The 14,300-nt window shown below is 72.2% G+C and carries 16 protein-coding genes; 10 read left to right on the top strand and 6 right to left on the bottom strand.

The features are described 5' to 3' along the window. Position 1: 1 nt before the first annotated feature. Genes EDD40_RS20325 through ureG form a run of 4 tightly spaced genes read left to right on the top strand, consistent with a single transcriptional unit; the run spans position 2 to position 3,360 of the window. Positions 2–313, top strand: coding sequence for an urease subunit beta (locus EDD40_RS20325; RefSeq protein ID WP_123744331.1), 312 nt, complete (start codon positions 2–4; stop codon positions 311–313). Next, on the top strand, positions 310–2,010 hold the full coding sequence (locus EDD40_RS20320) for an urease subunit alpha (RefSeq protein WP_123744330.1): 1,701 nt from the start codon (positions 310–312) through the stop codon (positions 2,008–2,010). The genes EDD40_RS20325 and EDD40_RS20320 overlap by 4 nt, the downstream gene beginning before the upstream one ends. Then, entirely contained in the window at positions 2,010–2,660 is a 651-nt protein-coding gene (locus EDD40_RS20315) for an urease accessory protein UreF (RefSeq protein WP_123744329.1), read from the top strand. Before EDD40_RS20320 ends, EDD40_RS20315 begins: the two co-directional genes overlap by 1 nt. A gap of 4 nt (positions 2,661–2,664) precedes the next feature. Further along, complete coding sequence (ureG, locus tag EDD40_RS20310; RefSeq protein WP_123744328.1) at positions 2,665–3,360, top strand: urease accessory protein UreG; 696 nt, start codon at positions 2,665–2,667, stop codon at positions 3,358–3,360. Here ureG and EDD40_RS20305 read toward each other — a convergent pair. Further along, the gene (locus EDD40_RS20305; protein ID WP_123744327.1) at positions 3,330–3,848 is read right to left on the bottom strand and encodes a DUF4232 domain-containing protein; all 519 of its coding nucleotides are present in this window, start codon (positions 3,846–3,848) and stop codon (positions 3,330–3,332) included. The genes ureG and EDD40_RS20305 overlap by 31 nt on opposite strands. 77 nt (positions 3,849–3,925) lie before the next feature. Here EDD40_RS20305 and EDD40_RS20300 point away from each other — a divergent pair, with 77 nt between their 5' ends. The 3 genes from EDD40_RS20300 (at position 3,926) to EDD40_RS20290 (ending at position 6,952) form a co-directional block, all read left to right on the top strand. Then, on the top strand, positions 3,926–4,666 hold the full coding sequence (locus EDD40_RS20300) for an urease accessory protein UreD (RefSeq protein ID WP_246037744.1): 741 nt from the start codon (positions 3,926–3,928) through the stop codon (positions 4,664–4,666). A 170-nt stretch (positions 4,667–4,836) separates the two neighbouring features. Beyond that, positions 4,837–5,493 (top strand): pyridoxamine 5'-phosphate oxidase, encoded by a 657-nt coding sequence (pdxH, locus tag EDD40_RS20295; RefSeq protein WP_123744326.1) that lies wholly within the window; start codon positions 4,837–4,839, stop codon positions 5,491–5,493. Positions 5,494–5,677: 184 nt separating this feature from the next. Beyond that, complete coding sequence (locus EDD40_RS20290) at positions 5,678–6,952, top strand: MFS transporter (protein ID WP_123744325.1); 1,275 nt, start codon at positions 5,678–5,680, stop codon at positions 6,950–6,952. 46 nt (positions 6,953–6,998) lie between these two features. Here the strand turns inward: EDD40_RS20290 and EDD40_RS20285 are convergent, their stop codons facing one another. Continuing rightward, entirely contained in the window at positions 6,999–8,300 is a 1,302-nt protein-coding gene (locus EDD40_RS20285) for a cation:proton antiporter (RefSeq protein WP_123744324.1), read from the bottom strand. A gap of 133 nt (positions 8,301–8,433) precedes the next feature. Between EDD40_RS20285 and EDD40_RS20280 the strand changes: the two genes are divergently transcribed. Continuing rightward, entirely contained in the window at positions 8,434–8,982 is a 549-nt protein-coding gene (locus EDD40_RS20280) for a hypothetical protein (RefSeq protein WP_148088845.1), read from the top strand. On the opposite strand, the gene EDD40_RS20275 is transcribed toward EDD40_RS20280, so the two are convergent. Then, entirely contained in the window at positions 8,976–9,134 is a 159-nt protein-coding gene (locus EDD40_RS20275; RefSeq protein ID WP_123744322.1) for a DUF397 domain-containing protein, read from the bottom strand. The genes EDD40_RS20280 and EDD40_RS20275 overlap by 7 nt on opposite strands. A gap of 11 nt (positions 9,135–9,145) precedes the next feature. After that, positions 9,146–9,988 (bottom strand): helix-turn-helix domain-containing protein, encoded by an 843-nt coding sequence (locus tag EDD40_RS20270; protein WP_123744321.1) that lies wholly within the window; start codon positions 9,986–9,988, stop codon positions 9,146–9,148. A gap of 95 nt (positions 9,989–10,083) precedes the next feature. Here EDD40_RS20270 and EDD40_RS20265 point away from each other — a divergent pair, with 95 nt between their 5' ends. Both EDD40_RS20265 and EDD40_RS20260 read left to right on the top strand, forming a co-directional pair. Continuing rightward, positions 10,084–10,317, top strand: a complete 234-nt coding sequence (locus EDD40_RS20265; protein ID WP_123744320.1) for a hypothetical protein — start codon at positions 10,084–10,086, stop codon at positions 10,315–10,317. A gap of 70 nt (positions 10,318–10,387) precedes the next feature. Beyond that, positions 10,388–11,770, top strand: a complete 1,383-nt coding sequence (locus EDD40_RS20260; RefSeq protein ID WP_123744319.1) for an APC family permease — start codon at positions 10,388–10,390, stop codon at positions 11,768–11,770. Here the strand turns inward: EDD40_RS20260 and EDD40_RS20255 are convergent. Both EDD40_RS20255 and EDD40_RS20250 read right to left on the bottom strand, forming a co-directional pair. Then, the gene (locus EDD40_RS20255; RefSeq protein WP_123744318.1) at positions 11,739–13,940 is read right to left on the bottom strand and encodes a hypothetical protein; all 2,202 of its coding nucleotides are present in this window, start codon (positions 13,938–13,940) and stop codon (positions 11,739–11,741) included. The two genes, EDD40_RS20260 and EDD40_RS20255, sit on opposite strands and share 32 nt — an antisense overlap. Positions 13,941–13,974: 34 nt before the next feature. Next, on the bottom strand, positions 13,975–14,265 hold the full coding sequence (locus tag EDD40_RS20250; protein WP_123744317.1) for a YiaA/YiaB family inner membrane protein: 291 nt from the start codon (positions 14,263–14,265) through the stop codon (positions 13,975–13,977). Positions 14,266–14,300: the final 35 nt, after the last annotated feature.

Genomic DNA, 14,300 nt, shown 5'->3' with positions numbered 1-14,300 from the left:
CGTGGTCCCTGGCGAGATCGTCACCGGCGACGAGCCGGTCGAGCTGAACCCCGGTCGGCCGCGCACCACGCTCGTCGTGGTCAACGCGGCGGACCGGCCGGTGCAGGTCGGGTCGCACTACCACTTCGCGGCGGTCAACCCCGGCCTGGAGTTCGACCGGGAGGCCGCGTGGGGCAAGCGGCTGGACGTGCCGGCGGGCACGGCGGTGCGGTTCGAGCCGGGCGTCGAGCGCGAGGTGACGCTGGTGCCGCTGGCCGGCGCGCGGCGCGTGCCGGGACTGCGGCCGGAGTGGGCGGGGGAGCTGGACCGGTGAACGAGATCAGCCGCCGCCGCTACGCGGAACTGCTGGGGCCGACGGTCGGCGACCGGATCCGGCTCGCCGACACCGACATCCTCATCGAGGTGACCGAGGACCGGTCCATCGGACCGGCCGGCTCGGGCGACGAGGTGATCTTCGGCGGCGGGAAGGTGATCCGCGAGTCGATGGGCCAGGGCGTGGCCACCCGCGCGGAGGGCGCGCCGGACCTCGTGATCACCGGCGCGGTCGTGCTCGACCACTGGGGCGTGGTGAAGGCGGACGTCGGCGTGCGCGACGGCCGGATCGTCGGCATCGGCAAGGCGGGCAACCCCGACACCATGGACGGCGTGGACCCGGCGCTGGTCATCGGGCCGTCCACCGAGGTGCTCTCGGGCAACGGGAAGGTGCTCACGGCCGGCGGCATCGACTGCCACGTCCACTTCATCACGCCGGGCATCGTGGACGTGGCGGTGGCGTCGGGGCTGACCACGCTGATCGGCGGCGGCACGGGGCCCGCGGAGGGCACGAAGGCCACGACGGTGACGCCCGGCGCGTGGAACCTGGGGCGGATGCTCGCGTCGATGGACCACATGCCGGTGAACGTGCTGCTGCTCGGCAAGGGCAACACGACGCGGGAGGACGCGCTGCGCGAGCAGCTGGTCGGCGGCGCGGGCGGGTTCAAGCTGCACGAGGACTGGGGCACGACGCCGGCGGCGATCGACGCGTGCCTGCGGGTGGCGGACGAGTCCGGGGTGCAGGTCGCCATCCACACGGACACGTTGAACGAGGCCGGGTTCGTGGAGTCGACGCTGGCCGCCATCGCGGGCCGGTCGATCAACGCCTACCACTCCGAGGGCGCGGGCGGCGGGCACGCGCCGGACATCATCCAGGTGGTGTCCGAGCCGAACGTGCTGCCGTCCTCGACCAACCCCACGCGCCCGCACACGGTGAACACGCTGGAAGAGCACCTGGACATGCTGATGGTGTGCCACCACCTCAACCCGTCCGTGCCCGAGGACCTGGCGTTCGCGGAGAGCCGCATCCGGCCCACCACGATCGCGGCCGAGGACGTGCTGCACGACCTGGGCGCCATCTCCATGATCAGCTCGGACTCGCAGGCGATGGGCCGGGTCGGCGAGGTCATCATCCGGACGTGGCAGACCGCGCACGTGATGCAGCGGCGGCGCGGCGAGCTGCCGGACAACCTGCGCGCCCGCCGGTACGTGGCCAAGTACACGATCAACCCGGCCATCGCGCACGGCATCGACCACGAGGTCGGGTCGGTGGAGGTCGGCAAGCTGGCCGACCTGGTGCTGTGGGAGCCGAAGTTCTTCGGCGTGCGGCCGGCGGTGGTGCTGAAGGGCGGGTTCATCGCGCACGCGGCGATGGGTGACGCGAACGCGTCCATCCCGACGCCGCAACCGGTCTTCGCGCGGCCGATGTTCGGCGCCCACTCGGCGGCGCGCAGCAGCGTGCACTTCGTGTCGCAGCAGGCCGTCGACGCCGACCTGGCGGACATGCTGCGGTTGGCGCGGCCGTTGGTGGCGGTGGGGAACACGCGTGGTGTCACCAAGTCCGACATGGTGCTCAACGACGCGATGCCGCACGTGAAGGTCGACCCGGACAGCTTCGCGGTGCGCATCGACGGCGACCTGGTCGAGCCCGCGCCGGTGGCGGAGTTGCCGATGGCCCAGCGCTACTTCCTGTTCTGATGAACCTCGCGGCGCTGATGATCGCGGACTCCCGGTTCCCGGGCGGCGGCCACGTGCACTCGGGCGGGTTGGAGGAGGCCGTCGCGCGGCGGCTGGTGACCGACGAGGCGTCGTTGTCGTCGTTCCTGATCGGGCGGCTGCGCACGGCGGGCGCGCTGGGCGCGGTGTTCGCGGCCGCCGCGTGCCGCGGGCGTCACGAGGAGCTGGACGCCGAGCTCGACGCCCGCACGCCGTCGCCCGCCCAGCGCAACGCGTCACGCGTGCAGGGGCGCGGCATCGCGCGGGCGGCCCTGCGGGCGTGGCCGTCGGCCGCGTTGGCGGAGCTGCTGCGGGTGACGCCGAGGCCGCACCACCCGATCATCGTGGGCGTGCTGGTCGGCGAGCCGTTCGAGGCCGCGCAGACGGTGGCCTACCACGCGGTGACGGGCCCGGCGACGGGCGCGGTCCGGCTGCTCGGCCTGGACCCGTTCGGCGTGAACGCGGTGCTGGCCCGGTTGGCGCCGGAGATCGACGCGATCGCGGCGACGGCCGCCGGCCACGCCGACACCCCGCCCGAGGACCTGCCCGCGCCGAGCGCGCCCGGCCTGGACCTGCTGGCCGAATCACACGACCGCCACCACACGGAAGAGGTGCGTCTCTTTGTCAGCTGACCACGTGCACCCGGTGAACTTCGACCCCGCCGACGCGGGCCACGACCCGCACCACCCGCACGACCACGCGCACCGGGCGGTGCGCATCGGCATCGGCGGACCGGTCGGCAGCGGCAAGACCGCGTTGACCGCGGCGCTGTGCCGGGCGCTGCAAGACCCTTCGGCGGGGAGGAGCGTGAACCTCGCCGTGGTGACCAACGACATCTACACGACCGAGGACGCCGACTTCCTGCGCGCCGCCGGGGTGCTGGACGTCGAGCGGATCGAGGCCGTGCAGACGGGCGCGTGCCCGCACACGGCGATCCGCGACGACATCACGGCCAACCTGGACGCCGTGGAGTTGCTGGAGCAGCGGGTCCACGGCCTGGAGCTGGTGATCATCGAGAGCGGCGGCGACAACCTGACCGCCGTGTTCAGCCGCGGCCTGGTGGACCGGCAGATCTTCGTGGTGGACGTGGCGGGTGGCGACAAGGTGCCGCGCAAGGGCGGTCCCGGCGTGACCACCGCGGACCTGCTGGTGATCAACAAGACCGACCTCGCGCCGATGGTGGGCGCCGACCTCGGTGTCATGACGGCCGACGCCCACCGGATGCGCGGTGAGCTACCGGTGATCAGCCAGTCCTTGGTGGACACACCGGACGCGCCCGCGGTGGCCGACTGGGTGCGCGCTCAGCTCCGCACGCTCGCGGCGGTCAGTTGACTGCCGAACGGGCTGACGTCGCCCGCGCAGCCGAACCGGTCGGTCGTCGGCTGGTCCGGAAAGGACAGGTGCAGCGGCACGGTCTCGTCCGGCGGGAACACCCGGATGCCCCACACGGGCGTCTTGCGGCACACGTCCGGGTCGAAGTTGTCGACCTGGGCGAAACCGACGTCCGAGCGGGCCGCCGCGCCGTGCGGCAGGGTGAGCAGCGGGCCGCGGTCGCCGACGCGCACGGCGGCGGCGCCGACCTGGTCGCCGTTCGCGTCCACGTAGGACACGCCCGGGAAGCCGCGCAGCACGCACGTGCGCAGGCCCCGGTTGGTGAACACGACCTCCCGGTACACCGTGCCGGCCGCGCCCCCCTCCCGGCCGAAGCCGATGGTCAGGTCCGCCGACCGGCACGGGCCGGCCTGCGGCTGCGCGACCGCTGTTCCCCCGGTGACGAGCACCGCCGCGATGACGGCGGCTGTTGCGACGAATCTCCTCATCACGATCTCCCCCGAGATGTGTGGGTGGGAGTTCCACCCGATCCGAGGACGTGTCAGGGGTCACAGGGGTTGCTCCGGTGAGGGCGCGGGCTCACCTGGTCGTGGCCTGCGACCCGAACGGGCGAACCGTCGTGCGCGAGGTGCGGTCGATGGCGCCGCTGCGCCTGGTGCCCCGGCGCGGCCCGCGGGACGTGGCGCTCGTGCACGTGGTCAGCGCGGTCACGGCCCCGTTGGGCGGCGACGACCTGGAATTGCGGGTGACGGTCGAAGCGGGCGCGTCGGTGGAGCTGCGCGGGGTGGCGGCGACGCTGGCGCTGCCCGGCCGGCACGCGGGCGGCAGCCGTGCGCTGGTCGACGTGGAGCTGGCGGACGGCGCTTCCCTGGCGTACCTGCCGGAACCGACCGTCGTCACGGCGCGTGCGTGCCACGAGTCCGTTTTCCGCGCACGGATGGGGGATGGGGCCCGGCTGCGTGCGCGGGAGGTCATCGTGCTGGGTCGGTCGAACGAGCGGCCGGGTTCGCTCACGACGACGCTCGACGTCCGGCGGGGCGGGCCGGTGATCAAGCAGACGTCTCGATTGGGAACGCACGAAGTGGACGCGAGTCCGGCGGGACTGGCCGGCCGCCGGGTGTTCGGCGCGGAGCTGCTGTGCTGGGGCGAGGACCCGCCGGGAGCGGTCTCAGCCGACTGGTGGTCGCTCGTCCCGCTGGCGCGCGGCGGAAGCCTGAGCACCGCCTTGGCCGACGACGCGGTGACCGTCGACCGCGCGCTCGACGCGGCGCGGTCCCGGCACCCCGGATCGGCCGGTCGTCTCTGACTCGATCCCTTGCTCGATTCCGAGGCGCGGGTCACACCGAAAGTCACGGATCGGGTGGCGGTCATCACCGTGCGGGCGGTTTCGCCCCGGCCGCGAAACCCGTACGGTCGCGGGATCGCTAGGTGCCACAAGTGCCTTGGCCAGGACGAATTACGCTCCGGGAGGTCGGGATGTCGGAGACGACGAACATCGCGTTGCCGTCGATGCGCGTGTCCTACGAACACGGCTCGCTCACAGAGAGCGACCTCGCGGCCAGTTGGCACGAGCAGTTGCAGCTGTGGCTTGACCAGGCGGCGGGCGCGGGTCTGCCGGAGCCGAACGCGATGGTCCTCGCGACGGCCGACACCGAGGGCCGCCCGTCCTCGCGGACCGTGCTGGCGAAGGGCCTCGACGAGCGCGGCCTGGTGTTCTTCACCAACTACACGTCGGCGAAGAGCCACGACCTGATGGCCACCCGCTACGCCTCGGCCACGTTCCCGTGGTTCGCGATGCAGCGGCAGGCGCACGTGCGCGGCATCGTCGAGAAGGTCGGCCCCGCCGAGACCGCGAGCTACTGGGAGAGCCGCCCGCGCGGCTCGCAGCTGGGCGCCTGGGCCTCGCCGCAGTCCCGCGTCGTCAGCGGACGATCCACTTTGGAGAGCGCGCTGAACAAGGTCGAGCGGCAGTTCGCCGACGCCGACCGCGTGCCGGTGCCGCCGCACTGGGGCGGCTGGCGCATCCGCCCCGAAGAGGTCGAGTTCTGGCAGGGCCGCCGCGACCGCATGCACGACCGCCTCCGCTTCCGCCTCGGCCGGGACGGCTGGCAGTTGCAGCGCATCGCGCCGTAACCCGGCAGCACGACGTGACCGGCCTCCGCCACCACCCACCGCGTGGCGGAGGCCGTCGCGCGTTCGGCTCCCCCGTCGACAGCCGCGCACTTCGCGAACGCCGGTCGTGCATCCCGCGACCACGACGCCGGCCGTGTCCCACGTCTCGGTGACGATGTCGTTAGTTGCCGTACGCTAAACGACCGTGCGGAGAGTCCTGGGGAAGATTGCCATCGACACCCGGCCGTTGAAGGTCGTGGCGTACCGGCGGCTGTGGCTCTCCACCATCGTGACGGCCATCGGCAGCCAGCTCACCGCGGTGGCGGTGCCGAAGCAGGTGTACGACCTCACCGGTTCGTCGGGCTGGGTCGGGGTGGCGGCCGGGGTGGCGTTGGTGCCGTTGCTGGTGTTCGGGCTGTACGGCGGCGCGATCGCGGACGTGGTGGACCGGCGCAAGCTGCTGATCGTCACCAACACCGGTATCGCGGTGACGTCCGTGTTGCTGTGGGGGCAGGCCGCGCTGCACGTGGACTCGGTGTGGCTGGTGATCGCGCTCCTCGGGCTGCAACAGGTGTTCTTCGCCGCGAACGCGCCCGCCCGCACCGCCTCCGTCGCCCGGCTGGTGCCCGCCGCCCAGATCCCGGCGGCCACGGCGCTGAGCTCCACGGTGATGATGTTCGGCGGCGTGTTCGGGCCCATGCTGGCGGGCGCGCTGATGCCCGTCGTCGGCCTGTCGACGTTGTACCTGGTGGACGCCGTCGCGCTGACGCTGACGATCTGGGCGGTCTGGAAGCTGCCGCCGCTGCCGCCGTTGAGCGGCACGTCGCGCCGCGCCGGGCTGCGGGACGTGCTCGACGGGTTCAAGTACCTGGCCGTGCAGAAGATCCTGCTGGCGAGCTTCCTGCTGGACATCATCGCGATGGTGTTCGGCATGCCCCGGGCGCTGTTCCCGGAGATGGCCGAGAACACGTTCGGCGACCCGCCCGGCGGCGGGTTGGCGCTGGGCCTGCTGTTCGCCGCCATCCCGTTGGGCGCGATGCTGTGCGGCCTCACGTCCGGCTGGACGTCACGCGTGACCCGGCACGGCGTGGGCGTCGTGCTCGCGGTCGTGGCGTGGGGCGTGGCGATGGTCGGGTTCGGCCTGTCGCACGCCCTGTGGCTCGCGGTGGTGTTCCTGGCGATCGGCGGCGCCGCGGACATGATCAGCATGGTGTTCCGCAGCGCGATCCTCCAGGCGGCGGCGACGGACGAGATGCGCGGCCGGATGCAGGGCGTGTTCATCGTGGTGGTGGCGGGCGGTCCCCGCCTGGCGGACCTGCTGCACGGCACCACGGGCGCGCTGATCGGCCCCGGCAGCGCCACCGCCCTGGGCGGCGTCCTCGTCGTGGTCGCGACCGGGCTGGCGGTGCTCGCCATCCCGGCGATCAAGCGCTACCGGTTCTCGCCCGCGGCCGTCGACACGGGGGACGTCCGCGCCTGAGACGCCTGAGGCAACCGAGGCGACTGGGCCGTGGTGGCGTCGGTGCTCAGACCGCGGTCCGGGGCGCCTGCTCCGGGTCGCCGTGCCGGTCCTGCGCCGCGCGCAGCCGCAAGCGGTCCAACAGCCTGATCGACGGGGTCGCGGTGATGCCGTGCAGGACGATCGAGCCGATCACCACCAGGCCCACCACCCGCCAGATCGCGTCCTGGTCGGCGAAGTCCCCGGACTGCATCGCGTAGGCGACGTAGAAGAGCGAGCCGACGCCGCGCACCCCGAAGAACGCGATGACGGCCCGCTCCCGAGGACCCGTCTTGCCGCGGGCCAGCCCCACCAGGCCGGTCACCGGCCGCACCACGAGCAGGACGACCAGCGCCACCAGCACGTCCCGCCACCCGACGCCCGCCAGCAGACCGGTGACCGCCGCGCCGCCGAGCAGGAAGATGATCAGCACCGTGAGCATCCGCTCCGCCTGCTCGACGTACTGGTGCAGGACCCGGTGGTAGCCGTGGGAGCGCTCGCCCGCCCTGATCGTGCAGGCGCACACGAACACCGCGACGAAGCCGTAGCCCTCGGCCAGCTCGGTGGCGCCGTAGGCCAGGAACGTGGCGGCGAGCGCGACGAAGCCCTCCGCGTGCTCCGCCAACCGCAGGTCGCGCGACGGCGCGGCGAAGAACAGCTTGCGCAGAGCCCACCCGGTGAGCAGGCCGACGAGCACGCCGCACGCCAACCGCCACAGCACGTCCACCGCCAGCCAGTGCGGCAACCAGGCGTCCGGCGCGGCCCCGACGACGCTGATCGCGACGGCGGCGTAGGTGAACGGGAACGCCAACCCGTCGTTGAGGCCGGCCTCGGAGGTCAGCGCGAACCGCGCCTCGTCCTCGCCCTCACCGGGGTCGTCCGGGTTCTCCGCGGGCTCGGCCACCTGCACCTCGTTGGCGAGCACCGGGTCGGTGGGCGCGAGCACCGCCGCGAGCAGCAGCGAGGAGGCCAAGCCCCAGCCGAGCGCGCCCCAGCCCAGCAGGCCGACGGCGAGCATCGACAGCGGCATCGTGATGCCGAGCAGCCGCCACGTCGTCGACCAGCGGCGCAGGCCCACCGGCCGGTTGAGCGCCAGGCCCGCGCCCATCAGTGAGATGATCACGCACAGCTCGGTGAGGTGCACGGTGATCCCGCCGTGGCGGGTCGGATCGGGGTCGGGCAGCGCGTCCACGACGGTGAACGCGACCGCGCCCAGGCCCAGGAAGATCATCGGCATCGAGACCGGGGCCCGACCGACGACCCGGGGCAGCACGGCGGCCAGCAGGGTCGCGACACCGATGCAGGTGTAGGCCACGGCGGTCGAGCCCACCGGCAGGTCTCCTCTCGGGCGGCCCGCGGTCGCGGGTGAACCGACCGGAGGTAACCGACCAGGTACCCCGATCGGGTGGGGCCAATCCCTCGGCGGGCGCGCGGCACACCAGGGCCGGTTCACGGTGACCGCCGTGCCGGCGACGTCCCGGTCGGCGTGGTGGACTGCACGGGTGATCACCTACGACCGCCGGGCCCTCGTGCAGGCGTTCCTCGACGCCCACCCGGACGCCAAGCGCGGTTACTACTACAGCGAGCCGTACAACACGGCGCTGCGCGAGCACCGGCGACGGGTGCTGGACGGCTTGCAGCGGCTGTTCGGCCTCACCCTCGACTTCGAGGGCGTGGCCGAGTACCGGGCGCTGGTCACGCTGTTCCGCACCACGGCCAAGTCGTACGTCAGGATCACCGCGCCGGGCGAGGGGTTCGGGGAGGCCGGATCGATCCTCAAGCAGCTCACCCAGGCCGGGGTGGAGCAGCCCGTCCACGACGCGCTGAACCGCATCACCGCGTGCGACGACCAGTCGGCGGAGGCCCACCTCGACGTGCTGGTGACGTTGATCGGCGTGTTCCTGGGCGACCGGGCCGCCGCGACCTTCACGTCGGCGGACCTGGCCGCCCTCGGCGTGGACGACACGGCCGGCCCGAACTCCGCGGAGTACAACCTGTGGGAGGACTACTGAGCCCGCAGGAACCGCGCCCACGAAGCCGCGGGGAAGGTGATGGTGGGGACCGGGTTCTTGGAGTCCCGCGCCGCCACCCGAGTCGAGAGGTGCGCGACTTCGACGCAGTTGGCACTGCTGTTGCTGCGGGAACTCTTACGCCACAGAGTCATGCGTGACAGTCTTATGCCAGACCCTTCAGGTAATCCAGCGTCTCCTCCGCGGTGTAGGCCGAACGCCGGAGTGCTGCCCAGGTCGCCTCGAACACCTCGATCTGGTCGTCCTCGTCGATGAACAGGCTCGCCACCTTGTTCTCCAGCAACACCAGGCTCGGGTCGTCGTCGTACTCCAGGATCACGAACGGCCCGTTGAGGCCGCCGTGCAGCTCCGCGTCGGTCGGGACGACTCGCACCGTGATGTTGGAACGTTCCCCGGCGTCGATGAGGTGTCGGATCTGGCGGCGTTGAGCCCCTTGATCGTGGAAGGGTCGCTCCAGCACGCCCTGCTCGATGATCACGCTCAGTCGGAGCGGAGTGCTGCGGTTGAGCAGACCTTGACGTGCCATGCGACTGGCGACCAGCGCATCGACCTGCGCATCGGTGAGAGCGTGCCCGGTGGCCTTGATGATCGCCCGGGCGTATTCCGGGGTTTGCAACAGGCCGGGGATCATCAGCGGCTCGTAGTTCAGCAGTGAACTGGCCTCGGCCTCGAAATCGGCCCAGGTCTGCCAGTCCTCGTGCACCTTCTGATTGTTGTTCATGCGCAACATGCCACGCTGTTCGGCGTGACGGGCGAGGTCGAGGAGTTCGACGCGTTGCTTGCGCGCGACTTTGTAGAAGTCGAGCAGCTTCTCGAGATCGTCGAGGTAGATGCCGGCCCCGGAGGTCTCGATGCGGCTGATCTTGCTCCCGGACATGTCCACCGCCTCGCCCACGGCATCCGTGCTGATGCCGCTGGTGGCGCGGAGCTTCTTGAGGACGTGTGCGAGTCGGCGGGAGCGGACCGACGTGCCAGCGCGGCGTGCCATGCGATCAAATTAGGGGCGTTGCAAATTGGATCGCAAGGATAGTCACTCGATCGAGTTATTGCGGACCTGAAGGCAGCGCTGCGAATCTTAGGGTCATGGAACCGATCATCAAGGTGACGTCGCCGAAGCGCGAGTGGTTGTTGCGGTGCTACTCGGAGCAGGAGGACGTGCTCAGCCTCGAAGTCCAGGACGGCGGGATCGACGTGTTCCTGCCTTCCGGCGTGGACGGCGTCCGGCTGGAGGCCGACCAGATCGCGGCGTTCCGGGAGGCGCTGGACGAAGCCATCGCGCAAGCCGAGGCGGATCTGCGGGCGGCGGTCCGGAGCTGAACGTCAAGACTTGCCCAAGTGGGCCGATCCGACTATCCGGGCCCTGTGTGATCCGGCACACTCACACGGCATGGCGGAAGCGACGAGCGCACCGGAGCAACCGGAACTGAAGCGGGCCATCGGCCCGAAGCTGCTGCTCTTCTTCGTGGTCGGTGACATCCTCGGCACCGGCATCTACGCCCTCACGGGCAACGTCGCGGGCAAGATCGGCGGCGCGCTGTGGCTGCCCTTCCTGATCGCGTTCGTGGTGGCGTTCCTGACCGCGTTCAGCTACCTCGAACTCGTCGGCAAGTACCCCAGGGCGGCCGGCGCGGCGCTGTACACCAACCGCGCGTTCAAGATCCAGTTCCTCACCTTCATGGTGGCGTTCGCGGTGATGAGCTCGGGCATCACGTCGGCGTCGTCCGCCGCGCTCGCGTTCGGGCGCACCTACCTCCAGTCCGTCATCAAGGAGTTCTTCTCCGACACGTTCACCGTGTCGGCGACGCTGGTGGCGATCCTGTTCATCATCGGCCTCGCCGTGATCAACTTCCGGGGCGTCTCGGAGTCGGTCAAGGCGAACGTCGTGCTGACCTGCATCGAGCTGTCCGGCCTGGTGATCATCATCGCGATCGGCCTCTACGCGGTGCTGGCGGGCGACGGCGACCCGAGCCGGTTGACGCAGGTCGACCCCGCGCCGGGGCAGAGCGCGCTGGTCGCGATCACGTCCGCCACCGCGTTGGCGTTCTTCGCGATGGTCGGGTTCGAGGACTCGGTGAACATGGCCGAGGAGGTGCGCGACCCGGTCCGCATCTTCCCGCGCGCGATGCTGTGGGGCATGGTGATCGCGGCGGTCATCTACGTGCTGGTCGCGATCACGTCGTCGCTGCTCATCCCCGCCGACCAACTGTCGAAGGCGGGCTCTTCGGCGCTGCTGCTGGTGGTGCAGGTCGGCGCGCCCGGCTTCCCGCTGTGGGTCTTCTCGCTGATCGGCCTGTTCGCGGTCATCAACTCGGCGCTGATCAACATGCTGATGGCCAGCCGGCTGATCTACGGCATGTCGAACGAGAAGATCATCCCGAAGGTGTTCGGCACCGTCCACCCGTTCCGCCGCACGCCGTGGATCTCGATCGTCTTCACGTCGGGCGTCGCGATCATCCTGGTGTCGACCACGGACATCGCCAAGCTCGGCGGCACGACGGCGTTGCTGCTGCTGGTCGTCTTCACCATCGTCAACGTCGCGGTGCTGGTGCTGCGCAAGGAGAAGGTCGACCACAAGCACTTCCGCGCGCCGACCTGGGTGCCGGTCCTGGGCGCGATCACGTGCGCGTACCTGGCGAGCCCCCTGTCGGGGCGTGCGTCGGCGGACTACGAGATCGCGCTCTACCTCCTCGCGGCCGGCGTGGTGCTGTGGCTCATCAACCGGCTCGTGCACGGCAAGGTCACGTTCGACCCGGAGAAGTTGTCGAAGTGACCGCCTGACCGGGTCCGGCCAGGACGGCGAGGAGCCGCAGGCGGTCCTCGTCGTCCTGGCGGACCTGGCGGCCGTGGATGCCGCCGCCCGGCATCGCGGCGTCGCGGTGCGCCAGGACGTGCAGCTCGGGCAGCAGCGGGGCGGCGTCGGGACCCAGCTCCCGCAGCGACTCCGCCAGCCAGGCGCCCGCGCCCACCCAGGTCAGCCGTTGGCGCACGGCGTCGAGGAGCGGCTCGGCCTCGCCCGTGACGCGGCGGATGGCGAGCGCGGCGGCGTGCGTGTCGTGGCGGTCCGCGAGCAGTCCGCGCAGCCGTGGCACGAGAGCGGCGGCCGGCGGGCCGATCAGCCCCGCCAGCCCGGCCGCGTCCGCCACGTGCCGGGCCCGGTCGAGGGCGTCGGCGGCGGCTCGGAGCGGGGCTGCCACGTCGTCACCCGCCTGCCGCAGGAGCTCGGCCGCGTCGAGGCGGAGCCGGACGGCGGCCGGGGCGTCGCCCGTGTCGGTGGTGGCGATCTCGCGCAGTGCCGGCAGCAGGTCGTCCAGGGGAAGCCCGCGGCGCAGGAGGGCCCGCGCGGCGAGGACCGAGGCGTCGGCGGCTCCGGCAGCCTGGGCGGCTGTGGTGGCCGCGGCGGCTTCGGTGGCCGCGGCGGCGCAGGCCGTGACGTGGTCGAGGTCGCCGGTGATCGCGGCGAGGGCCTCGGCGCAGTCGAGGCGTTGCCGCCAGGACACCGCCGGGTCGTCGCGGACAGCCGTCAACGCGGGCACGGCGGCCGAGGCGGCGTGGCCCATCGCGGCCAGCGCGCGGACCGCCCACCACTGGTCGTGCGGGACGAACGCGACGAGTTCGGGCACGGCGTCGGCCGCGTCCGCGCCCCACCGGCGCACCAGCCTGGTCAGGTGGTTCAGCTCGTTGTGCCACCGCATCCGGCCCAGGAGCGCGTCGTGGCTCGACGACGGCTCCCACCGCGCGGGCAGCGCCGCCAGCCGCCGGCGCACCGCGCTCAGCAGCACGGCGTCGCACGGCACGTCGGCGTCGACGAGCACCCCCAGCACGTCCGGCGCGACCCCGCCCGCGGCGAGCGCGGCGGTGAACGGCTGACGCCAGCGCGGGTCGCCGAGCGTGACGAGGACTTCCAGGCTGAGGCCGAACAGCCGGGCTTCAGGGGTGTTCGGGCCGGTCGGCAGCGGTCCGGCGAGGTGCGCGGCCAGGAAGTCCGCGGCCAGGGGAGCGGCCGGCGGCACGTCGCGGACCGCGGTGGCGGCGGCGACGCGCACCCACGGCTCCGGGTGGTCGACCGCGGCGGCCAGCAGCGGAGCCAGCTCCTCGCGGACCGAACGCGACCGCGTGCACCGCTCGTAGACGGCGTCGACGGCCCGTTGCGCCGAGTCGGCCGGCCCCTGCGCGGTCAACGACCGGCAGAGCGCGGCGAGCGACGCGGTGTCGACCCCCGCCACGATGTCGGCGAACGGATCAGCCGACCAGACCCAGTTCCGGAGCGGTTCGCCGGCCACCCAGCAGTCGATCACCGCCGACGTGGCGGCGTCCGACCACGGCAGCCCGGCGTCGGCGACCGCCCACAGCGCGCCGGCGTGGACGGCGACCGGCCGCGGCGACCCCAGCTCCTCGGCCAGCCACTCGGCGCTCTCCGCGGGCGCGAGCCGGCCCGCGGCGGCCAGCAGACCCGCGACCACCCGCGGCGACCGTTCACGCGCGCGCCGCGCCCGCACCGCCGCCACCGCCTCCGCGGTCGGCGGCAGGTTGCCCAGCAGGTAGGTGGCGACGTGCCGGAGCTCGACGTCCGGGTCGTCCAGCAACGGCAGCAGGCGCGGGGTTTCGCGGGCGAGAGCCGCCCGCACGTCCGCCAGCACCTCCGGCGAGGCGTCACGGGTCTCCGCGATGGCGCCGAGCAGGTGCACCAGACCCGTGCGCCGCACCGTGCCGGGGTCGGCGGCGAGCCGGGCGACGAACGGCACCGCCCACGGCGTCGCCGAGTACAGCGTGCCCTGGTGGTAGATGGTGCCGAACAGGTGCTCGACGGCCTCGTCGGCCAGGTCCTCGTCCTCGCCGACGGCGTGGCGCAACGTCCGCGGCACGTCCGCCGCCGAGCCGTACGCGTGGCCGAGGGACGCCCACTCGACGTCGTCGACGCCGTCGAGAGCGGCGGCGGTCATCGGTCTGCTCCCATGAGCGGTGCAGCCTAGGGGGTCAGGCCGCCTCGACCCGGTACGGGTCGTGCTCGGCGAGCAGCTTCTCCAACCGCGCCTGGTCGACCCGGCTCACCACGTAGGTCTCCTCCTGCCGGTCCCGGACGCACTTCGCCAGGGTGAACGCCGACGTGACCGTGAACAGCAGGCCGAGCGCCAGGAACGCGCGCACCCAACCGTCCACGGGCAGGTAGGCGACGCCGAGCCCGACGGCGGCCAACGAGATGGCGAAGGAGACCACCGCCTGCGCGTAGAAGGCGTTGGTGGTCGGCGAATGCGGTTTCGCGGTCATGGTCGAAGCGTCCCCGCCGACCCTCGCCGCTGTCA

It is taken from the genome of Saccharothrix texasensis (assembly GCF_003752005.1).
Classification (GTDB): Bacteria; Actinomycetota; Actinomycetes; order Mycobacteriales; family Pseudonocardiaceae; genus Actinosynnema; species Actinosynnema texasense.
The sequence above is the reverse complement of the archived record's forward strand: the minus strand, read 5'-3'. Positions and strand labels throughout refer to the sequence as shown.